Annotated in this window: 18 protein-coding genes; 15 read left to right on the forward strand and 3 right to left on the reverse strand. The window is 42.2% G+C overall.

The window, feature by feature from the left end; genetic code table 11:
• The first annotated feature begins 6 nt into the window (after positions 1 to 6).
• The 7 genes from LH29_RS05790 (at position 7) to LH29_RS05820 (ending at position 11,154) form a co-directional block, all read left to right on the forward strand.
• On the forward strand, positions 7 to 2,277 hold the full coding sequence (locus LH29_RS05790; RefSeq protein ID WP_045026677.1) for a tetratricopeptide repeat protein: 2,271 nt from the start codon (positions 7 to 9) through the stop codon (positions 2,275 to 2,277).
• Between the two features lie 88 nt (positions 2,278 to 2,365).
• Positions 2,366 to 2,974: an RNA polymerase sigma-70 factor gene (locus LH29_RS05795; RefSeq protein WP_157493581.1), complete on the forward strand. Its 609-nt coding sequence runs from the start codon at positions 2,366 to 2,368 to the stop codon at positions 2,972 to 2,974.
• Between the two features lie 91 nt (positions 2,975 to 3,065).
• Positions 3,066 to 3,758 carry a Crp/Fnr family transcriptional regulator gene (locus tag LH29_RS05800; RefSeq protein WP_082063430.1) on the forward strand — a complete coding sequence of 231 codons (693 nt, stop codon included), beginning with the start codon at positions 3,066 to 3,068 and terminating at the stop codon, positions 3,756 to 3,758.
• Positions 3,759 to 4,081: 323 nt separating this feature from the next.
• Positions 4,082 to 4,993 (forward strand): discoidin domain-containing protein, encoded by a 912-nt coding sequence (locus LH29_RS05805; RefSeq protein WP_045026685.1) that lies wholly within the window; start codon positions 4,082 to 4,084, stop codon positions 4,991 to 4,993.
• A 57-nt stretch (positions 4,994 to 5,050) separates the two neighbouring features.
• The gene (locus LH29_RS05810; protein ID WP_052670626.1) at positions 5,051 to 8,038 is read left to right on the forward strand and encodes a SusC/RagA family TonB-linked outer membrane protein; all 2,988 of its coding nucleotides are present in this window, start codon (positions 5,051 to 5,053) and stop codon (positions 8,036 to 8,038) included.
• A 33-nt stretch (positions 8,039 to 8,071) separates the two neighbouring features.
• Positions 8,072 to 9,733 (forward strand): RagB/SusD family nutrient uptake outer membrane protein, encoded by a 1,662-nt coding sequence (locus tag LH29_RS05815; RefSeq protein ID WP_052670627.1) that lies wholly within the window; start codon positions 8,072 to 8,074, stop codon positions 9,731 to 9,733.
• An 89-nt stretch (positions 9,734 to 9,822) separates the two neighbouring features.
• Positions 9,823 to 11,154: a DUF3472 domain-containing protein gene (locus LH29_RS05820; protein WP_045026688.1), complete on the forward strand. Its 1,332-nt coding sequence runs from the start codon at positions 9,823 to 9,825 to the stop codon at positions 11,152 to 11,154.
• A gap of 98 nt (positions 11,155 to 11,252) precedes the next feature.
• On the opposite strand, the gene LH29_RS05825 is transcribed toward LH29_RS05820, so the two are convergent.
• The 3 genes from LH29_RS05825 to LH29_RS05835 form a co-directional block, all read right to left on the reverse strand.
• Positions 11,253 to 12,347, reverse strand: a complete 1,095-nt coding sequence (locus LH29_RS05825) for a phosphotransferase enzyme family protein (protein WP_045026690.1) — start codon at positions 12,345 to 12,347, stop codon at positions 11,253 to 11,255.
• Between the two features lies 1 nt (position 12,348).
• Positions 12,349 to 13,725: a phosphoglucosamine mutase gene (gene glmM / locus LH29_RS05830; RefSeq protein WP_045026693.1), complete on the reverse strand. Its 1,377-nt coding sequence runs from the start codon at positions 13,723 to 13,725 to the stop codon at positions 12,349 to 12,351.
• Positions 13,726 to 13,896: 171 nt separating this feature from the next.
• Positions 13,897 to 14,799: a nucleotidyltransferase family protein gene (locus tag LH29_RS05835; protein ID WP_045028796.1), complete on the reverse strand. Its 903-nt coding sequence runs from the start codon at positions 14,797 to 14,799 to the stop codon at positions 13,897 to 13,899.
• Between the two features lie 317 nt (positions 14,800 to 15,116).
• On the opposite strand from LH29_RS05835, the gene LH29_RS05840 reads away from it, so the two are divergent.
• The 8 genes from LH29_RS05840 (at position 15,117) to LH29_RS05875 (ending at position 22,039) form a co-directional block, all read left to right on the forward strand.
• Positions 15,117 to 15,506: a hypothetical protein gene (locus LH29_RS05840; RefSeq protein WP_198152348.1), complete on the forward strand. Its 390-nt coding sequence runs from the start codon at positions 15,117 to 15,119 to the stop codon at positions 15,504 to 15,506.
• A 110-nt stretch (positions 15,507 to 15,616) separates the two neighbouring features.
• Positions 15,617 to 16,405: a toxin-antitoxin system YwqK family antitoxin gene (locus LH29_RS05845; RefSeq protein ID WP_045026698.1), complete on the forward strand. Its 789-nt coding sequence runs from the start codon at positions 15,617 to 15,619 to the stop codon at positions 16,403 to 16,405.
• Between the two features lie 698 nt (positions 16,406 to 17,103).
• Entirely contained in the window at positions 17,104 to 18,186 is a 1,083-nt protein-coding gene (locus tag LH29_RS05850) for a S8 family serine peptidase (RefSeq protein WP_394330984.1), read from the forward strand.
• A gap of 2 nt (positions 18,187 to 18,188) precedes the next feature.
• Positions 18,189 to 19,619, forward strand: coding sequence for an exodeoxyribonuclease VII large subunit (gene xseA / locus LH29_RS05855; protein WP_045026701.1), 1,431 nt, complete (start codon positions 18,189 to 18,191; stop codon positions 19,617 to 19,619).
• A 4-nt stretch (positions 19,620 to 19,623) separates the two neighbouring features.
• Positions 19,624 to 19,824: an exodeoxyribonuclease VII small subunit gene (xseB, locus tag LH29_RS05860; protein ID WP_045026703.1), complete on the forward strand. Its 201-nt coding sequence runs from the start codon at positions 19,624 to 19,626 to the stop codon at positions 19,822 to 19,824.
• Positions 19,825 to 19,852: 28 nt separating this feature from the next.
• The gene (locus LH29_RS05865; protein ID WP_045026705.1) at positions 19,853 to 20,083 is read left to right on the forward strand and encodes a putative signal transducing protein; all 231 of its coding nucleotides are present in this window, start codon (positions 19,853 to 19,855) and stop codon (positions 20,081 to 20,083) included.
• Positions 20,084 to 20,086: 3 nt separating this feature from the next.
• Positions 20,087 to 20,767, forward strand: a complete 681-nt coding sequence (gene deoC, locus LH29_RS05870) for a deoxyribose-phosphate aldolase (protein ID WP_045026708.1) — start codon at positions 20,087 to 20,089, stop codon at positions 20,765 to 20,767.
• Positions 20,768 to 20,908: 141 nt separating this feature from the next.
• The gene (locus LH29_RS05875) at positions 20,909 to 22,039 is read left to right on the forward strand and encodes a chorismate transformation enzyme, FkbO/Hyg5 family (protein WP_045026711.1); all 1,131 of its coding nucleotides are present in this window, start codon (positions 20,909 to 20,911) and stop codon (positions 22,037 to 22,039) included.
• Positions 22,040 to 22,296 lie beyond the last annotated feature (257 nt).

Raw genomic sequence — 22,296 nt, forward strand, 5'->3', positions numbered from 1 at the left:
ATTTATATGCAAAATAAAGCTATCATCGTAAAAACAATTTTCGTATTCGCTGTAAGTGTTTTAATGCTGGCGTGTAATACGCAGCCTCCCAACACAATTGATGCGAAAATCAGTTATCCGGCCGATGGAACTGTTTTTCCACCCGAATTTCCGTCTCCAACATGTTTTTGGGAAACTACTGACAACACAAATCCGTTGTGGAAGATAAGTGTGCTGGATGCTGAAAATCAAGTTCTGCACGAATCAAAAGTTAGCAGCGAAATGCGCTGGTCGCCGTCAGCTAAAGTTTGGGAAGCGCTTAAACAACAAGCAAAACAGCAGTCATTATCACTTGTTTTGGCAGCTATCGACGATAAACAAAAAGCATTTCCGGTAGATACGGTTTCCTTTCAGTTTTCTAAAGATTCGGTTGGGGCACCCATTTTTTACCGCTCGGTGCCGCTGCCTTTTAAGTTTGCCCGCGAAAATTTAACCGAAGTGCGTTGGCAACTGGGCAATATCGGTTCTTCCGACGCTCCGGCTACTGTTTTAAGCGATATTCCGGTTTGTGGTAACTGCCATTCGGTTTCGGCCGATGGAGGAACTTTGGCCATGGATGTGGATGCCCGCGACGAAAAAGGAGCGTATGCAATTGTTGAGGTGGGCGAAGAAACCGTTATGTCGGAAAAGGAGATCATGAACTGGAGCAATTTTGTAAACGGTGAGTTTACTTACGGTCTGCTTTCGCAAATATCGCCCGACAGCCGATATGTGGTTAGTACACTTAAAGACTCGGAGATTTTTGTCGACCGTAACGACCTTGAATATTCGCAGTTGTTTTTTCCGTTTAAAGGTATTTTGAGTGTTTACGATCGGGTAGAAGAAAAATACTTCGAGTTGGAAGGAGCCAACGATACCAATTACGTACACAGCAATCCCAGCTGGGGGCCAAATGGCGAGTACATTTACTTTACGCGCTCGCGTGCTGCTCACCTGGAAGAAAGTGGAATTTTCAGAGGTTCGCAAGCCGTCGATTACAAAGCGTACAACAAATTTTTGAATGCTTTTTTAGAACGCGAAAAACTTTTTAAGTTCGATATTTACCGCATTCCTTTTAACAATGGCAAAGGCGGAAAAGCCGAGCCCGTTCCGGGAGCTTCAAACAATGGTATGAGCAATTATTTTCCACGTTTTACTCCCGATGGTAAATTCATGATCTTTTGTAAAGCCGAAAGTTTTATGTTGCTAATGCCCGACAGCAAACTGTATATTCAGCCGGTTGAAGGAGGCGAAACACGTTTAATGAATTGTAATTCGGAGAACATGAACTCGTGGCACTCGATTTCGCCAAATAGCCGCTGGATGGTGTTTTCATCAAAAAAATACGGGCCATACACGCAGTTGTTGCTCACGCATATTGACGAGGATGGAAATGACTCGCCACCGGTTTATCTCGAGTATTTTGCTTCAGGAAACCGGGCTGCCAATATTCCTGAATTTATTAATATGTCGCCCGAAGCAAAATTTGAAATCGTTCCTAAATTTTTGGAAGACGATGCTTTTGCATTGCGTATGGGTGAAATCAAATCAAAGGAAAATCAGTACGGGGAAGCGCTGGAATATTTTAATAAAGCGCTTGAATTTAATCCCAAAAACGCGGATGCACATCATGGCAAAGCACATGCGCTGATGATGCTGAAACAGCCAACTGAAGCAATAAAGCATTTTAATAAGGCAGTAGAGCTAAATCCCGGGAAAGCGGAATATTTGCTAAGCCGTGGAAATGCCAATCTTACGTTAAAAAACGAGGATAAAGCTTTAGATGATTTTAACCGCGCCATTGCCATCGACGAGTTTAATTTTATGGCTTACAGCAACCGCGGAATGTTGTGGCGCCAAAAGCGAAATCTGGAAAAAGCACTGGCCGATTTTAACCGCTCAATCGAGCTGAATCCCGAAAGTAATGTTACGTATATCAACCGTGGCGTTATTCATGCTATTACCAAAAAATACGACGAGGCACTTGTCGATTTTGAGGCTTCGATTCGATTAAATCCGTCCGATTTGTCGGCTTATTTTGGTAAAGCTAAAGTGTATCAGGAAATACAGGAAAATAACAAGGCGCTGGAGGTGTATTCGCAGGCCGTTTCGCAGGCGACGAATAACCCCGAAACTTATTTTAACCGTGCAATGTTTTTTATGCAAACCAACGATAAAACATCGGCAAGGAACGACTTGCAAATTGCAGCCGGAATGAATTACCAACCGGCACTAAAAATGTTAAGCGAGATGCGCTGAAACGGGCATCATTAGCAGTGTTCAAGAGTTTTGTTAAATAGGAAAACAAATGTGATTAACCAGTGAATTTAGGCTTTAATGGCTATATTTGAGCCGAGAGAAAACAGGAATGCCGGAAAGCGAAATCCAAAATAATAGCTTCGTATTAGCTGAACTTGCCAGGGGGCAGGAAAGAGCGTTCGACTTTATTTTCAGAAAATACTACAAAGCACTGTGTGCCCAGGCAACGGTGTATGTAAAAGATATTGATGAAGCTCAGGGCATTGTTCAGGAATCGTTTATTAAACTTTGGGGAAAACGCGAAGAGGCAGAGTCGATAAAAAACCTGCCCAGCTACCTCACTTCGATGGTGCGTAACCAGTGTATCGACCATATGCGAAAGGTGAATGTGTTGAATAAAACGCATCAGCAGGGAGCCGCAAACGACGAGGTTGAAAACACCACCGAAAACCTGGTTTTGGCACACGAGTTCGAGGAAAAACTGGTTGTAGTATTATCGAATTTACCCGAACGCTGCCGCATTGCTTTTGAATACAGTCGCTTTGAGAACCTCACCTATCCCGAGATTGCTGAAAAAATGGGAATCTCGGTAAAAGCTGTTGAAGCACTGATTAGCCGTGCCTTAAAAACACTACGCGCCGAACTAAAAGAATATCTTCCACTTCTGGCTCTGCTCTTCAAAATATCACAATTTTAATTTCTCAAAGTAGGGTACACGCGTCTCACTTTCGTCAATAAGCAAATGGCAGACGAACTGCATCATTCAGTAAATTAATAGTGAGATTGAATTGAAAAAGAGTAGAATAAATAGTACAACCGTTAACGTAAGGTTTATTCATTTATTTAAACACTTAACGCTTGAAGAGCTGGCTGGCTTGAGTAAGGATTTACAGTTGGTTGAGCTGAATGTTGGCGAAACGCTTTACCGCCCCGGACAAAAATTGAAAGGGATTTATTTTATTGAGCGCGGGGTATTAAAACAGTTCAAAATCGGATCGAAAAATAAGGAGCAGATTTATCAGATACTTTGTTATAACGATATGGTGGGTTTCGATTCGGCATTAAACCAGATACCTGCCACCGAGTTTACAACCTGCATGGAAAAGGCCCGGTTGATTTTTGTTCCCATTCAAATTGTAAACAAACTATTTGCCGAAAATGTACAGGTTCGGATGATGCTTTTACAACAAAGCTGCCGGGAGTTGGGAGCCGCACAAAATACCATTCTTAGTTTTTCGCAGAAAACGAACAGGCAGCGGATTATTGACCTGTTACTGGATTTGCGCGAACGGTTTAACCTGGACCAGGACAATATGATAAACGTTTCGATAAAACGAATGGAAATTGCCGGACATATTGGAGCTAACGAAGAAAATACAATACGAATATTATCCGATTTACGAAAAAAACGACTTATACAAACTAAAGGCAGAAAAATAGGCATACTGGAATTAAACCGTTACGGAGAAGCTTATTCCTGATCCGATTTATTCAACTTCCGCGCTTCAACTTTCTTAGGTTGAGGCTTATACAAAACATAGCATAATCGACTTTGGGTTGATGTCAATTTGCTGTGGATTTGCGCAATTATAAGAATTAAGCAATAGTACTTGCCGTAAATTAGACAAAAATTCATCTTTCTTTCATTTTTATCAATTTTTGGCATAGGGTGTCCTGCATTGAGGCTCGTCAGTTTATAAATAATTGGCGGGAGCTTATTCTTGAGCCACGCCGAGAGGATACAAGAATTAATAATTAGTTGAGAGAATTATTTATGTCAAATTAATCTACAAAAATCAAAAAAATGAAAAGAAGTAATTATGAAAAAATGCTGCATAACGGTGCTACCAAACTCTCCGTTTTTATGCTTGCATTGGCGGCAGTTTTCTTTACTGCAAGTTGCGACGACGAGGAAGTTGGTACCCTGCCAACCACTGTAACCGGCGAGGTTACTGAAATTGCTGACATTAACGCAGTGGTTAGCGGAAGTCTTACCGACAACGGTGGATCGGATGTACTTGCATTGGGAATTTGCTGGACTGATGAAGACCGTGAACCAACAACAATGGATAATTTTGTTCCTGTTGGAAAATTCACCCAGAATGGAATACCGGAAGAATACTGGAACTATTCGATTACGCTGGGTGGTTTAACCGCAAAATCGGACTACAAAGTGCGCGCTTACGCTGCCAACGAAGCCGGTACTTCGTATGGCGAAACAATCGCATTTACAACCAAAGCTGGAAAAACCTTCCATCCGCTTACTGCAGGCATGTTAGAGACTTTTACACAGGAAATCTGGGAAGGCCCGAAAGAAAATCTTGTTGATGGTGATCCTTCAACTTTCTGGCATTCGGCATGGTCTGATGAGGAAACTGCAATCGTACAACCACTTCCTCACTACATTCAAATCACTTTCCCTGAAGCCAAATATATTGGTGGATTCCAGTTCTGGACCCGTTCACCTTCTGCAAGAGGTATCGACCCGGCTCAGTTCGATGTTCAGACCAGCTCAGATGGTACAAACTATACTACCGTGTGGACTTCAGATCGTTTTGATGCAAAAGTACGCCCCGACTATAACGAGTTGTCGCTGGACAAAAACTACTCTTCAAAATATTTCCGCATCCGGATTTTGGATACCCGTACCACCGGTCAGTCATTTACCACAATGGGCGAGTTGAAAGTATTCGATGATGGTTTGCTTGATTACTAAGGCAGAGCAATTACGGATAAAAAGTCATTCTAAAGTTACAGAACAAAGACAAAAATTATGAGATATATACAAAATTTCGGTTCTGATCGAAAAAACAATAAAAACACTTTCCTTTCGGGCATAAACAAGGCAATCGGCCTGGTTATGTTTATGTTCTTGTTTGCAATAGTTGCAAATGCACAATCAACCACAATTTCCGGTACCGTAACGGATAGCAAAACCAACGAATCGTTACCGGGTGTTAGTATTATTATTAAAGGCACCACAATGGGTATTACCAGCGATTTTGATGGTAATTATTCGCTTGAAGTGCCCGATGCCAATGCAACTTTGGTGTTTTCGTTTGTAGGTTACGAAAAACAGGAGATTGCAACAGAAGGCAAAACTACAATTGATGTTTCGTTGGTAAGCTCAACTACCGACCTCGACGAAGTAATGGTTGTGGCATACGGAACTACCAAAAAATCGAATTTAACAGGTTCGGCAGTTGCCATCGACGCTGAAGAACTAAAAGATGTTTTTGCTCCAAACGTAGCAGCAATGTTACAAGGTAAAGTGGCAGGTATGCACACCAGCGCCAGCAGTGGTAAACCGGGTGCAGGAACACAAATTACTATTCGTGGTAAAGGTTCGTTGTCGGGTACTACCAAACCACTTTGGGTTGTTGATGGTATTATTATGGGTAACGACGATCCGGGTTTTAGCCCAGACGACATTGAAAGTATTACCGTTTTAAAAGATGCATCGGCAACCTCGTTATATGGTTCGCTGGCTGCAAACGGTGTTATTCTGTTGCAAACCAAAAGAGCTGAAAAAGGTATGTCGGTTGTTAATGTTAACGCATCATACGGTGCTACTACATTTAATACCGGAAACTTTTCGTTAATGAACTCTCAGGAGTTATACGACTACCAAAAAACCTGGAATCCGAACATTACTGAAGATGTATTGAATACCGATACCGACTGGATGGATATTGGTACACAAACCGGACAAGCACAGGAATACAATGTAAACTACTCGGGTGGAAACGATGTTATTCTGGCTTATTTGTCGGGTACGTACTACAACGAAACAGGTGCATTGAAAGGCTACGAATATGAGCGTTTTTCTGGTATTGCCAATCTTGAAATCAATGCTTCAAAACGACTGGTGATCAAAGCAAATCTTTCAGGTAACTATACCAATACATTCAACCAGGAGCACTCAACTTATAACATGTTTACTTACATGCCATGGGATGAGCCTTATTTACCTGACGGATCAGTTTTGGATCCACGAGTTGACAGTGGCAAAAAATACTTGCTTGACAATGGTAAAGTATGGTATGGCCGCGATGAAAACAACTATTTGTATGACCTTCAATACAATTACGGCAAATCGCGCGGTAACAATTTCCGCATCAATGTTGGCGTTGATTACAAAATTAACGAGTGGCTTACATTCTCGTCGATGAACAACGTTGCCTTAGGTTACGGACAAAACGAATCGTACACCGATCCACGTTCAATTGGAGGCCAGGCCGACCGTGGAAGATTATATGAAGCATATAGCTTTAGCAGAACACGTTTCACCAACCAGATGCTTCGTTTTAAGAAAACATTCGACAAGCATAACCTTAATGCCTTTGTGGCATGGGAATACAGCGATTATTATTCAGATGGTGCCAATGCAACAGGTAAAGGTGTTGCGGCTGGTTTAACTGTGCTTAATGCAACTGCCGAAGCTGTTAGTGTAGGTGGTTCGAAATGGGAAAGTGCCAAACAAAGTATGTTGGTAAACTTGCAGTATGCTTACGATAACAAATACCTGGCAACTGCATCTTTCAACCGTCAGGGTTCAAGTAGTTTCGGCCCGAACAATCAATACGGTAATTTCTGGTCGGCAAGTTTAGGTTGGAACCTTCACCACGAAGATTTCATGAGCAACGTAAAATGGGTTGATGTATTGAAATGGTCAGCCAGTATGGGACAGGTTGGTAACGCTCCGGGCGGATTCCAGTACCTTGGTTACTATGCATTTGTTGCTCAATACAACGGAAACAGTGCAGCAACTCCATACCAAAAAGGTAACCCTGATATTAGCTGGGAGAAAGTTACCAGCTACAACACTGCTATTAACACACGTTTATTTAACCGCGTTGGTTTAAACCTCGATGTGTATTATAAAAACAGCGACAACCTGTTAACTTATGTACCACTTCCGGCATTGTCGGGTTACAATGGTGTTTGGATGAACGTTGGTCGTGTTACCAACAAAGGTTACGAATTATCGGTAACTCCTGAGATCGTAAAAACGTCGAAATTTAACTGGGACATGACCATCAACTTTGCCTATAACAAAAACCGGGTAGAGGAATTGTTTGAAGATAAAGCTTACACATCAGGTAACGTGCGTATTGAGCAAGGTTACGACATGGATTCGTACTACCAGCGTATTTGGTACGGTGCAAATCCATCGAACGGTGAGCCTTTGTGGGAGCAGATTGTAGTAAACGAAGATGGTACTGAATCCGTTGAGTTGACATCGAACTATGCCGATGCAACTTTACAGTATACCGGCTCGAAAGCTACACCAACATACACCGGTGGAGTTTTGAACACCTTTACTTACGATAACTTTACTTTAACTGCAAACATCAGTTTTGTTGAAGACATTTATAAATACAACGGTAACCGCGAGTTATTTGACAGCGACGGTTCGTATGCATCGTTTAACAACATGAATCTGGCTGATGGCTGGAGTCGTTGGGAAAAACCGGGCGATATTGCTACGCATCCGGCACCATTTAACGGTGGTGTTAATGCGAACAAAAACTCATCGCGTTACCTGGAAGATGCCAGTTACATTCGTTTGCGCAACGTAACCCTGTCGTACCGTTTGCCAAAAGTAGCTACTGAGGCTATCAAGGTTAAAAACGCTTCGGTTTATATCAGTGGCGACAACCTGGTAACTATTTCCGATTGGTCGGGAATGGATCCTGAAACAGGAGCGCTTTACCCACTGTCGAAAAAGATATTGGCAGGTATTAAAATCGACTTTTAAGCAAAAACAGTATTCATGAATAACAGTATTAAGATGAAAAAAATATATTCTTTTATAGCCATTCTTGTTGCGCTCTCTTTCGCAGCCTGCGATATTACACGAGACCCGTTTCAGGATTTATCAGACGAAATGGTGTTTGCCGACGAATTAGGAATTGAGGCAGCAGCATTAGGAACCTATGCCTTATTAAAAACCAATGAATTTATGCGCCCTTACCATTTTCATGGTGAATTTGGTGGCGATAACATTGCACTTAGCGGATCAACTACCGACCATTTGTACTACATGTACAACTATCAGCATACACCAACAAACTATCACTTGAATAGCTTGTGGTCAACCTGTTACAAAGGTATTGTTAACGCCAATAAAGTAATTGATAAAGCGCAGGAAGGAACCGACCGTATGAACCACGTAATTGGCGAAATGTATTACCTGCGTGCTTTCTTCTACTTCAACCTGGTAAATATTTGGGGCCGTCCTTACAATCAGGATCCTGCCAACAACTTAGGTGTGCCTATCGTTTTAGATGCAGAACCTGATGTAGACAACATGCCTCCGCGTGCCACTGTACAAGAGGTATACGATCTGATCATCGAAGACCTGACAACAGCAGCCGAGCTGATGAGCAACTTTAAACGTGTAGATTCTGAGTACAATATTTATGCTTCGGAACAAGCTGCAAAAGCATTGTTGTCGAGAGTGTATCTGTATATGGAAGACAATGCAAAAGCATCAAGTTTTGCTACCGAAGTTATTGAATCAAACAATTTCGCGTTGTTGCAGGGATCGGATTACGAAACTTTCCCAACGATGGTTCCTGAAGATAACTCGGAAGTTATTTTCGCTTGCCGCGCATTAAAAGACGAAGACGACTACGGTTGGTATGCGTTTGGTGGAATGTATGCAACAATCGACGGAGTTGGTTGGGGCGAAATGTACGCTTCAGAACCTTACCGCGACTTGCTTGATGAAAATCCGAGCGACAGAAGACACAAATTTATCGATCCGCAGTACATCGATGGCGATACTTACGAAATCACTTATTCATACGACAAATCTTCTCCTGCTGGTTCGAGAATGTTTAAAATGTACGATGTTACAAACAACGGCGACAGCTGGGAGTACGAGTACAACGGAACGCAAACTGTGATGACCGAAGACGTTGATGGCGTAACAAAATATTACATCACCCAAGGCGAATTCATTAGCGGAAAAACCTATGTGCGTTTGGATAAAAAAATGCCGGTACGCCAGGGATATCCTAAGTTCTTCGTAATTAAATGTTCGAACCAGGAAGGTCAGCCACAATTGTTCTCGCCAATTATTTCGCGCTTAGCCGAAATGTACCTGAACCGTGCAGAAGCCCGCGCAAAAACAGGCGATACCGATGGTGCTCTTGAAGATGTTAACCTGATCAGGGAAAGAGCAAATATTCCTACTTACGATGACGTTCCTGAAGGAAAAACAATTCTTGATGTTGTTCTTGAAGAGCGTCGTTTAGAGTTGGCTTTCGAAGCTCACCGTCGTTACGATATTTTCAGAAATGGTTTAACATTGGATAGAAAATATCCCGGAACTCACGACAGGGGAGCAAACCCACTGTTAACAGTGCCTGCAAGCAGCCCACGTGTAGTGGATTATATTCCTGAGCCACAGATTTTGGCACAACCGAATTTAATTCAAAATCCGTAATCAATTATATAGATAATAAATCAGGCTTTTGTGGTGTATATTTACATCAGCGAAAGCCTGATTTTTTTAACAGCAAACAGATGAGACAGATGAGACAAAAATTTAGACTGAATTTGTTATTTGTATTATTGGTTTTTCCACTTTCGGTTATTTCATGCCAAAAAGATGAGGTACAAGTAGAGGAAATTCCAACGATGTCTTACCAAATTCCGTGCGAAGGAAACAGTTGGTTTGTTACCAATGTTGGTGGAAACCAGTTAAAAACTGACGATTTTAAAAATTTCAACTGGAGTTCAAAATCTTCAATTCTGCGTACCTGGTTTCGGGTGGAGTCAGCAGGCAGCATCCATATTGGTGTAAAGGGAAAAGTAAGTAGCGGTAGCTCTACACTAAAGGCTACTTTTTTGAATGAAACAAGAGAGCTTGTTTTTGATAACACCACTAACCGGATGGAATTTGTTGGAACATTCACCGTATCAGAGCCGGGCTATTATTACCTCGATTTACAGGGAGAAGATAAAACTGCCGATCAGTTTGCAACAATTGAATCGGTTTCGCTTGGTGGCGATGCTTGCAAGTCAGGCGTGCATTATTCAAACGAAGATTATTTTTACTGGGGACGCCGCGGACCGTCGGTGCATTTAGGTTACATAGTGCCTGCTGAGGCATCGGATGTAGTTTGGTTTTACAACGAGATCACTGTTCCTGTAGGTAACGATGTAATTGGCTCGTATTACATGGCAAATGGTTTTGGACAAGGCTACTTCGGAATGCAGGTAAATTCTGTCTCTGAACGCAGAGTACTGTTTTCGGTTTGGAGCCCTTATTCTACCGATGATCCAAGTACAATTCCTGAAGATCAGCGCGTACAACTGCTTGCCAAAGGGTCAAATACAACCACCAACGATTTTGGAAATGAAGGTTCGGGTGGACAAAGTTACATGCAGGTGAACTGGAAAGCCGGAACTACTTACCGTTTTTTACTGAAAGGTGAACCAGGCGGAGATAATAAAACTGATTATTCGGCGTGGTTTTATGATACCGAGCAGGAAGAGTGGCTTTTTGTTGCTAGCTGGCGACGTCCGAAAACAAGTACCTATTTAACCAGTATGTATTCGTTCTTAGAAAACTTCGATACCAAAACCGGACCGATTGAACGTATGGCTTACTACAATAACCAGTGGGTTTACGATACAAACGGTACATGGCACGAAGTTACCAAAGCAAAGTTTACTGCTGATGCTACAGCACGCGATGAAGCACGCCTGGACTATGCCGGAGGTTACATTAGCGGCGACAATGGTTTTTATTTAAAAAACTGCGGATTTTTCAATGAAACTTCTGTGGTTGATACCAACCACGAGCGCCCGGTTTTGGGAGTGGCTCCAACAATCGACTTTAGCACTTTGCCACAGGAATAATTCAATTGGAATATTTCGGGAGTTAGCCCGGAAGTTTAAAACGAAGAAATCACCAAAAGACAATTTATTTCAATTGTCTTCTGGTGATTTTTTTATGCTTAATTAGCAGTTAAACTGCTTACTACCTTTTTCATTTCTTCAAATTGTTGCTCAATGCTTTGCAACAATTTGTATTGGGCATGTGTACGCACAAGGTTATGTTTCGGACTTTTTATTTTGTAATAATTATCGCCGTCAATGTAATCCATTAAAAAGCGCAGTACCTGCTCGTAGGTGATGTATTTAGCCGAAAACGCCAGATAATCAAGCTCCGGTTTTGTTAAAAATGAGCTGGTTTCTTTAAGATAACCCTGGGCATAAGCCGTAAAAGTTTCCATATTCATCGAAACGTTTTCAAGATTCTCGTCGTCTTCCAAGCCGGTGTTGGTATACGAACGGATCGCATCGCCAAAGTCGTTTAGGGCGGTGCTGCTCAATACCGTGTCGAGGTCGATCACACATAACACATCGCCTTTGTCATCAAAAAGAATGTTGTTGATTTTGGTGTCATTATGCGTTACGCGTGCCGGAATTGTTCCGTCTTCAACCAACTTCCAGAAGTTGAGCATTTCTTCTTTGCGGCTTTCAATCCAGCTGATTTCCTCCTGTACTTCGGCTTTTCGTTGTACCGGATCTTCGGCAAGCACTTTGTCCCACTGCTCAAAACGATAGCGGATGTTGTGGAAACCGGGCAGGATATCAGCCAGTGTTCCTTTAAAATCAGAAGTCATCGCCTGAAATTTGCCAATTCCCCGTCCTCCGGCGTAAGCCAGTTCCGGAGTGTCAGCTTTTTCGTAAGTAACACTACCTTTAATAAAATAGCACATGGCCCAGAATTCACCTTCTTCATCCTGGTAATAAAGTGCGTTGTTTTTACTTTTTGTGACGGTCATAGCTTCGCGCATCGGGTCGCCGCCGTTGCTTTTAATCTTCTCTTTTAAATGAAGCGTTACGCGCTCGATGTTGTCCATCATTGCCGGAACGTCGGTAAAAATCGATTTGTTTTTACGTTGCAACAGATAGTCGGGGGTGTCTTCTTCAACGGTTTTTAAATAATAAGTGTCGTTAATAAAGCCCTCGCCAAGAGGTTTTATCGACTCGATTTCTCCTTCGATTTGAAAATTTGCTGCGATTTGTTTTAGATCAGCGTTCATATTAATTGGTTTTAGTGATTGAACGAATTTTACTGTTTATCTCTTTAGCCTTGTCAAGCGATGTACTTTCAATATAAATCCTGACAATTGGCTCGGTGTTCGATTTGCGCATGTGTGCCCAACCATCTTCGAAATAAAGTTTTAAGCCATCAATTTCATTTGTTTTACATTCCGGAAATGATGCTTTAACGTCCTGCAATAATTGGTTCAAATCAACATTTTCATCAAACTCAATTTTGTCTTTCAACATTTCGTAACTGGGGTATTGCGCCCGAATTTCTGATGCACTTTTTTTCGACTTTGCCAGTTGCGTAAGAAACAATGCGATGCCTACCAAAGCATCGCGGCCATAATGAAGTTCGGGATAGATCACGCCTCCGTTTCCTTCGCCACCAATTACTGCGTTCACTTTTTTCATTTGCTCCACAACATTTACTTCGCCAACTGCCGACTCGTAAAACTGAACATTGTGTTTTTTGGCAATGTCTTTTAACGCGTTGGTCGACGAAAGGTTAGCTGCAATTGTTCCGGGTGTGTTCGCCAAAATGTAATCGGAGATCGATACCAAAGTATATTCCTCGCCAAAGGCTTTTCCGTGTTCGTCAACCAGTGCCAGTCTGTCCACATCGGGATCGACAGCAATTCCAAGGTCTAAATTATGTTCGCTAACAGTTTTACACAGCTCGGTTAAGTTTTCTTCCAGCGGTTCGGCAACTCTCGAGAAAAGGCCATGTGGTTCGGCAAAAATTTCAACCACATCATTCACGCCCAAAGCTTTTAACAATTTTGGAATTGACGGATTACCAACCGAGTTTACAGTGTCGATAGCTACTTTTAGTTGTGCTTCTTTTATCGCTTCTTTATCTACCAATGGCAGGCTCAAAATGCTTTCGATGTGCTTGTCGATGTACGATTCATTTGTAATGTAGCTCCCAATGTGTTGTGCTTCTACAAATTCGAAGGTGGCTTTTTGTGCCTGTTTCAGAATTTCTTCACCATCAGCCTGCGAAATAAATTCGCCTTTGCGGTTCAGTAGTTTTAGGGCGTTCCAATTGCCGGGATTGTGGCTGGCGGTGATAATTATTCCTCCGTGTGCATTTTCCATCGGGATGGCAATTTCCACGGTTGGGGTTGGTGCCAGTCCCAAATCAATTACATCGATTCCGAGGCTGTTTAATGTGCCAACAATCAAATTCAGAACCATCTGCCCCGAAACGCGTGCATCGCGACCAATAACTACTGTTGGTTTCTCTGCTGTTTGTTTTATCCAGGTTCCGTATGCACCCGCAAATTTTAGTACATCAAAAGGGGAGAGCGACTCTCCGGGCTGCCCGCCAATTGTTCCGCGGATTCCTGATATTGAACTTATTAATGTCATTTTATTAATTTTTTATTTAGATTTTTTTAATTCTGGATCATAAAAGCAAATGGGTACTTCCACTACTTTTGCGATGGTCTGTTTTGTTTAGGATCCCAGCTTCTAAAAGCTGGAATCGATACATGGTTTCCCATAAAACTCCTGGCTGGTAGCTTAATTCGTTGGCAAGCTTTAGTTTTGCCAGAGTTTAGCAGGATAAACATTTTTTTCGATCAGATTATTGATCGCTTCAACCGCTTTCGCTTTGTCTTCGCTGTAAGTAACTCCAAACCATTGCGCATCCGACTTCAACACTTTAAACTGCGTAACTTCACTTTTGATAATTTCCGAAACTACAAATGGTATGTAAAACTCGGACTTAAGTTCTTCGCCTCGTTCATCCAGAAAGGCGATAAACTGTGCTTCCAGGTGATTAAAAAGCTGTGGTGTAAATCCCCAGAAATTCATCGAAACGGTTGTATCAGCTGCAAGCGAAATCCACTGTTCATTTTCCTTGTAGGCAATACCGTTTTTTGTTTGCTCAATGTGTGTGCGTTCATTTACCTCTTTCAGAAAACCGTTTTTATCGGTTGAACAAACACCTCTTGAAACGTAACCGTTTTCCGAGATTGTATTTTTTAAGTTGTAACCTATCATGCAGTTTTGTTCGTCGGTGGCTTCGGTGGCAAGAAAATCGGCCATTGTTTTAAAGGCACCGGCTCCGTAATAATCATCGGCATTAATAACCGCGAACGGTTCGTTAATGCAGTTTTTTGCCATTAATATGGCGTGACCCGTTCCCCATGGTTTTTCTCTTTCCGGATTGTACTTTGAATTCTGCGGGACTTTATCAATCTCCTGAGTTACATACTCTACTTCAATTCTTCCCGCAATTTTTGAATTAAAGAGTGCTTTAAATTCCTGCTCAAAACTTTCCCGAATAACAAAGACTATCTTGCCAAATCCGGCTTCAATAGCATCGTAAATCGAGTAGTCGATAATCGTTTCGTTCGATGGGCCAATCGGATCCATCTGTTTTAATCCTCCGTATCGGCTTCCCATTCCGGCCGCTAACACTAATAATGTAGGTTTCATTTCAATATGTTTTTCTTTCATTTTTGTTGTAATCATTGCTGTTTTATCAGCCTTAAATTTTTTCGTTTGATACCTGATTTCATCATATCTGTATCTTTTTATAAAGAAAACATATTAAAAATATTAAAAAGATGATATTTTAAAGGAAATAAAATTAATAATTAAATTTCTTGCGAGTTTGGGAAATAGTTAAGTTTCCTGTAAGTGTTTGTTTAGAGCATATTTATATACAATCTGTATGGGTTTCGTTCCATCAGATTCGTTATTAAAGTGGCTTTTTTGTTTCCGCCCTAAACTTTCCCAATAAAATTGTGTTTGTGAAATATGAAATAAAAAATGCAGAAATGAGCAACGAATACGAAGAAACCAGAAGAAGCTTTCTAACAAAATTGGGCTTAACCCTTGGAGCCGGTGTTGTGGCAGGAGAGAAACTATCAGCAAAAGTATTGAACGATAAAACTGAATTTCCGTTGGAAGCCGATCAGCAAAAATTAATGGACCGTTACGAAGACTGGATGGATGAATTTATCCCGGTAATTAAAGCATTTCGTGCCGATCCAAACGATAAAGAAGCCGGTCGACGTATTGCAGAACTGTCGGAAGAAGCAGAAGGCTGGCGCGAGCAACTTACCGTTTTTATGAAAGACGATAACTTTGCGCGTTACTACATGACGGCTACCGAACGTATGACGAAAGAAATTTACTAAGGACACACTTTATTTACATAGTTGCAGGCTTTTCATCGATTGATGGAAAGCTTTTTTTATGCCAACTGAAATAAATCCCTAATTTCGCGTTCTACCTAAAATAGTGTGTTATGAGATACTTACTTGCTTTACTCATCTTTCTTCCGTCGTTGGTTTTTGCACAAACAAACCAAACCGATGCCAATGGTTTGCGCCAGGGGTTTTGGCAAAAAAAACAAGACAACGGGCGTTTGTTGTACGAAGGACATTTTAAGGATGACAAACCGGTAGGAGAGTGGAAACGCTACCATCCCGGGGGGCAGGTTAAAGCACTTATCGAGTATAAAGGCGATACGGCCTACACGCAATTGTTTGATGTTTGGCGAAAGAAAGTGGCCGAAGGAAACTACGTAAATCAGCAAAAGGAAGGTGTCTGGAAAATTTACAAGAATGAACAGCTTACTGCCGACGAAGAATATAAACTTGGTTTGAAATATGGTAAATCGCATAAGTATTACGATACCGGCGAAGTAATGGAAGAAAAAGAGTGGGTAAACAATCAGGAAGACGGCGATTATCAGATTTTTTATAAAAGTGGCGAACCCTACATGCAGTGCAAAATGAAACTGGGAATGCGGCATGGTTTGTTTTTAGTGAGTTACGAAAACGGTCGTCAGGAAATGGTTGCCGAATACCGTAATAACCTCCGCCACGGCGAATGGAAGTACTTCGATAAAGAAGGTAACCTGCAGTACACTCTTTATTACGATAACGGGCAAATTCTGAATCCGGCTGTTCGCGACAGTGTCGATAACCTAAAAATGAAAGATCTGGAAAAAAACAAAGGTTCTATCCCCGATCCGGAAAAGTTTTTGCAAGACCCGTCGGAATATATGATGCGCGATCAGCGGCAGCGATAAAACTGTTTTCCCTTCAAGGTAAAAAGCTATTTATTCATTAACTTGGCTTTTTTATTGGTAAGGTGTAAGAGAAACTTTTGATGGCGTCGTTTTGGGAGCTAAGCAAACTTCTCGTTGCACAAAGAATAGAACATTTTATAAGAATGAGGTATATAATTTTACTCCTTGGCACGCTGTTAATGGGTTTGCAACAAGTTAGTGCGCAGAATTATTTCTGGATCGGTTTTACCGATAAAAATAATTCGGAGTATTCGCTTGACAATCCTGAACTATATCTTTCAGAGCGCGCTATACAGCGCCGTTTCAATCAAAATATTGCTATCGATTCATTAGACCTTCCGGTAAATCAGAATTATATCGACTCGGTGCTCACGCTCGATGTGGAGTTGGTGCACACTTCAAAATGGTTAAATGGTATTACCGTGCGCTGCGATTCGGCAACTTTGGCCGACAGCCTTGGGTACTGGAGTTTTATCCGGGAGGTTCAGCTAACGAAACCCGATTTAAGTACCAAAAGTACATTTAATAAGTTTGCAGATGAAAGTTCGATTGATGCAGCACCCATCGATACTTCGTTGTATGGAAGTTCGGTGTATCAGGTCGGATTAATGGAAGGACAGTTGTTGCACAATGAAAACTTTCGCGGACAGGGAATGCAAATTGCCGTGTTGGATGCCGGCTTTTATAAAGTTGATGAGTTGCCGGCTTTCGACAGCCTGTGGGTGAATAACCAGATTTTGGGAACAAAGGATTTTGTAAATCCCGCCGTTGATTTTTATGCTACCAATTACCACGGTATGAGTGTACTCTCCTGCATGGGAGGAAATATTCCCGGAGAACTAATCGGCACTGCACCCAAAGCTTCATATTGGTTATTGCGTTCGGAAGACAACGATTCTGAATACATTGTTGAAGAAGACAACTGGGTGGCAGCAGCCGAATTTGCCGACAGCGTTGGAGTTGATATTATTAATTCCTCGCTGGGGTATACCGAATTTCAGGATGCCTCAACCAACCATACTTATGCCGATATGGACGGAAAAACAACACGTGTAACACGCGGGGCTAATATTGCAGCTTCCCGGGGTATACTGGTGTTTTCAAGTGCCGGTAACGAGCGGAATAATTCCTGGTTTCGTATTGTGGCACCATCCGACGGAACAAATGTAATTGGTGTAGGTGCGGTGGATATGAATTTTGAACCGGCCTATTTCTCATCTGCCGGTCCGGCTGTTGATGGGGCTTTAAAACCAAATGTGTCGGCAATGGGCTACCAAACGGTCTTGCAACGATCTAACGGAACAGTTGGAATGGCCAATGGAACCTCATTTTCGTCGCCGGTATTGGCAGGAATGGCAGCCTCGCTGTGGCAGGCCTATTCTGAAAAAACGGCTGAAGAAATAAAGGATGCTCTGGAGAAAAGCGGGCACCTGTATTCAACACCCGATTCGTTGCAGGGTTACGGTGTGCCCAATATGCGGGAAGCCACTTCCTTGCTGAATCCTCTGTCGGTGGAAGTTCCTTCAGAATATAAAACGTGGATTGTCTTCCCAAATCCTGTGCAAGACCGGATTGAACTGCAGGCTACAACAAGCCAACAGGCAGACAACCTCGATATAAAACTTTATGCGCTGGATGGGCGGGTGGTAAAAAGCTGGCAAGTTCCGGTTTCTCCTACCGTTACGCTGAATGATCTGGGAACAACAGAGCCGGGGATTTTTCTGCTTGTTCTAAAAACAAAAAATAGTATTGAAACCTTTAAAATCAATAAAATCAGGTAACAATGAACCAGCAACTCACCCTTTCTCAATTAAACGGATTAATTAAAGATGCATTGCTTGATGCATTTCCGGGAACGGTGTGGGTAGTTGCCGAGGTGAGCGAGTTAAAGCATAACCGAAGCGGCCATTGTTACCTGGAGTTGATTGAAAAGGAAGGAAACACGATAACGGCGCGTTCGCGGGCTACAATTTGGTCGTACACTTACCGCATGTTGAAGCCGTATTTCGAAACCACTACCGGGCAGCTTTTTACCGAGGGTATAAAAGTGTTGGTTCAGGCAACGGTTGAATATCATCCGGCGTATGGTTTGAGTTTGAATATTAAAGACATCGACCCCACTTACACGGTTGGCGACATGGCCATGCAACGAAAGGAAATTATAAATCGATTGAAGGCCGAAGGTGTTTTTGATATGAACAAGGAACTGGCACTGCCGCTGGTGCCACAAAAAATCGCTGTTATTTCGTCGGCAACGGCTGCGGGTTATCAGGATTTTATGAACCAGCTGGAAAACAACGAATACGGTTTTAAATTCTACACCAAATTGTTCGAGGCCTATATGCAGGGCGCGGAAACGGTGCCGTCAATTATTCGTGCGCTGGATCGGATTTTTGCGCACGACGATTTTTTCGATGCGGTGGCTATCATCCGTGGTGGAGGGGCAACTGCTGATCTGAGTAGTTTTGATGATTACGACCTGGCCATGAATATTACCCAGTTTTCGCTGCCGGTAATTACCGGAATTGGCCACGAAAAGGATGATACCATTATCGACCTTGTGGCGCATACCCGCATGAAAACGCCAACAGCGGTGGCCGAATTTTTTGTAAGTGGGGTTGAGCGCTACTACGAACGTTTACTCGAACTGGAAAATGGCATTGTGCAGCTAACCCGCGAAACTTTGGATACGCAGCAGGAAAAGCTGGAACGAGTAGCCGAAGGTTTAAAATATTCAGTAGCCGATTTTATTAACGACAGGCAGCGAGAGTTAAGCAAACGAGGCAACGAACTGCAGCAAAATGTGAGTCTGTTTTCGTTTAAAAAGCACAACGAGCTGACAGAACTGAGACATCATCTGGATTCCGGACTTTCGGTGTGGTTTGTGGAGACGAAAAATAATATCGGCAAAACGCAACGAATCCTGAGGAGGCTTGTTGGAGAGGCAGTGTTTAAGGCGGATGCAAAATTGAATCATCAGCAGGATATGTTATCCGGACGTGTACGAAATGTGCTTGCAAAAGAGCGTGATCGTATTCTGATAAACGAAAATTCAGTACGTTTATTGAATCCTGAGAATGTATTGAAAAGAGGATTTACACTAACTTTGAAAGAAGGTAAAATAATAAAATCGAGCAAAGATGTGGCAGTTGGAGAAGAACTGGAAACACGTTTTGCCGATGGAAAAGTAACGAGCAAAATCACAAAAAAATAAGATAATGGCAACTAAAAAGATTTCATACAGCGAGGCGATGGCCGAGATAGAAGAAATTCTTGAAAAAATAGAAAACGAAGAGCTGGATGTGGATGAACTGGCCGAAAAAGTAAAACGCGTGTCGGTGTTGCTAAAAACCTGCAAAGACAAACTGACCAAAACAAACGAGCAGGTGGAGCAGATTTTAAAAGAAATGGAAGACTAACGATAGAAGAAATAGAAAACTAAATACTATGAACGATCACGGTAAAATTGTAGAGCTTTACTCAGGCGACGAAGTAACCATTCAGCACTTAAAGCAGGAATTGGAAGCTGCCGGAATTGCAACAATGTTAAAAGATGGTTTTAACCAGGGAAATGCCGCCGGTTTTGTTGGCGGAACGCCTTCAGTCGTTGAACTTTTGGTTAATGAAAAAGATTTGTTGCGGGCGCAGGAAATCCTAAAAACAATCCAGGGAGCGTAAAATATGTATACAAAAGAACAAGTAGCTCAGACTATCGACCACGCGGTTTTGAAGCCGGAACAAACACTGGCCGATTTGAAAGCCAATGCAGAAATGTGCATTAAGAATAAGGTTTTTAGTATGTGCGTGAAACCTTGCGATATAAAAGCCGCCAAAGAGTTATTGAAAGACAGTGGGGTAAAAGTATCGTGCGTACTTAGTTTTCCGCACGGGGCTGATGCAACACCGGTAAAGGCTTTTCAGGCCAAACAGGCGATTGAAGACGGTACCGATGAAATTGATATGGTTATGAATATCGGCCGCTTTTTATCGGGCGAATACGATTATGTTCGCGACGATATTAAAGCCGTAGTTGAAGTGGCTCATCAACACAATGTGCTGGTAAAAGTTATCCAGGAAAGTGGCCATTTAACACTCGGGCAAATTGCCAAAGCCTGCGAATTATCGTATGAAGCAGGTGCCGATTTCGTAAAAACATCAACCGGATTCGGACCGGGTGGCGCCAAACCTGAATACATTGAGGTGATGGTAAAAACCGTTGGCGATAAAATGCAGGTAAAACCTTCGGGTGGCATCCGCGATTGGGAAACGGCAGTTGCTTTTTTGGAGCAGGGTGCCGATCGATTGGGGATAGGTTCAACAGAGGCAGTGCTAAACGGAGCAACTGCAACCGGCGATTATTAGTCAGGTTAGAATGTTTGTTGTTAATGTGAAGTGTAATAATAGCTCATTGTACTTGTAACAAGAAATTTGACTGAAATCGTCTTTTTCAACTAAAAAACGCGCATATTTGTGCTTCATTTCTTTTTGAGTGAGAGGAGTAGGATGTATTTTCTAAACGGAGACAGAACATATATAAAACCTGAAAACGGCTGTAAAGGCTTAAGTTTGCAACTTCAAAATTGCCTGGAGCAGCTGGAAAAAATCAATTCAGGGAAACGGATCTTCAAGCTAAATTTCTTTGTCGATACCAATTCAAATTCAGAGTACGATAAACTGCTAAAGGATCTTCGTATTCAGGTTAAGGAACTGATAGGAAGCGAAATTCTGATAAGTTTTATTTCGCAAGCGCCATTAAGTTGTAAGGTAATCGTTGAGGCATATTATTACGATCCTGAAAACTGGGATTGCCAGATGCTTTCGGAAGGCGAAAACGGCACGGCCTTGTTTCTGAATGGTACCACCGAGATTTTGATGGGAACCGTTCATGCCAATCAAAACAGCGATTGTAAGTTAAATGCCGAGAAAGCATTTGATGAACTTGTTGAGACTTTTGAGGAAGCACAGTTTCCGTTGAATTCGATTGTGCGCCAGTGGAATTACCTGGAAGATATTTTGGGTTTTGATGGCGAAGAGCAGCGCTATCAGGAGTTTAATAACGTGCGATCGGATGCCTATGGGAAAGCTTTTGAGCAAAGCGGATACCCGGCAGCAACAGGAATAGGAATGAGCCACGGAGGTGTGCTTATCGAATATGTTGCGGTAAAATCAAAAGAAGTGCTTACCCAACCGGTTGATAATCCCGACCAGATTTCGGCACATCAATACACCGAACAGGTTTTGGTTGGCGAGGCGTGTAACCTGAAAACCACACCAAAGTTTGAGCGGGCGCGTTATTTCAGGTACCGCAATAAAAAGCTGATCTTTATTTCAGGAACCGCATCTATAATCGGCGAAAATACCGTGGGTGTTGGCGATGCGGCAAAACAAACCGAAGTTACCATTCAGAACATGCAGCGTTTGTATGCCGATGAGGTGCTGGCTGCCTTGCCCGACGAGGTTGCTAATCCAAAATTCGGACACACCCGTGTATACGTTAAAAACCGAAAAGATTTCACTAAAATTCGTAGCGTGGTGAAAAAGTTTTACGGCGATTTGCCGGTAGTTTATATTCTTGCTGATATTTGCCGCGATGATTTGCTGGTTGAAATTGAAGGCAAGGTGATTCTTTCTTAATAAAACAATTTCATTTTGCCTCTGAGGACTGTGGGATAGAAACCTGTCTCAATTAATGTTATGCCCACTTATTGCTTAAAGTAGCTAACTGCTTGATATAGGAAGGTCCCCCGAGTACTATTTGTAGCTTTCGTAGGGCTACGAAAGGTGCAAATTCTCCATTTTAGTCTTTTCGTAGCAATACGAAAGGAGTAAATTACCCAATTTGGTGCTTTTGCAGGGCTACAATTGTTTCGCTATAATCAATTTGGTCGTTT

Origin of the sequence: Draconibacterium sediminis, from assembly GCF_000949475.1 — a bacterium.
GTDB classification, from domain to species: domain Bacteria; phylum Bacteroidota; class Bacteroidia; order Bacteroidales; family Prolixibacteraceae; genus Draconibacterium; species Draconibacterium sediminis.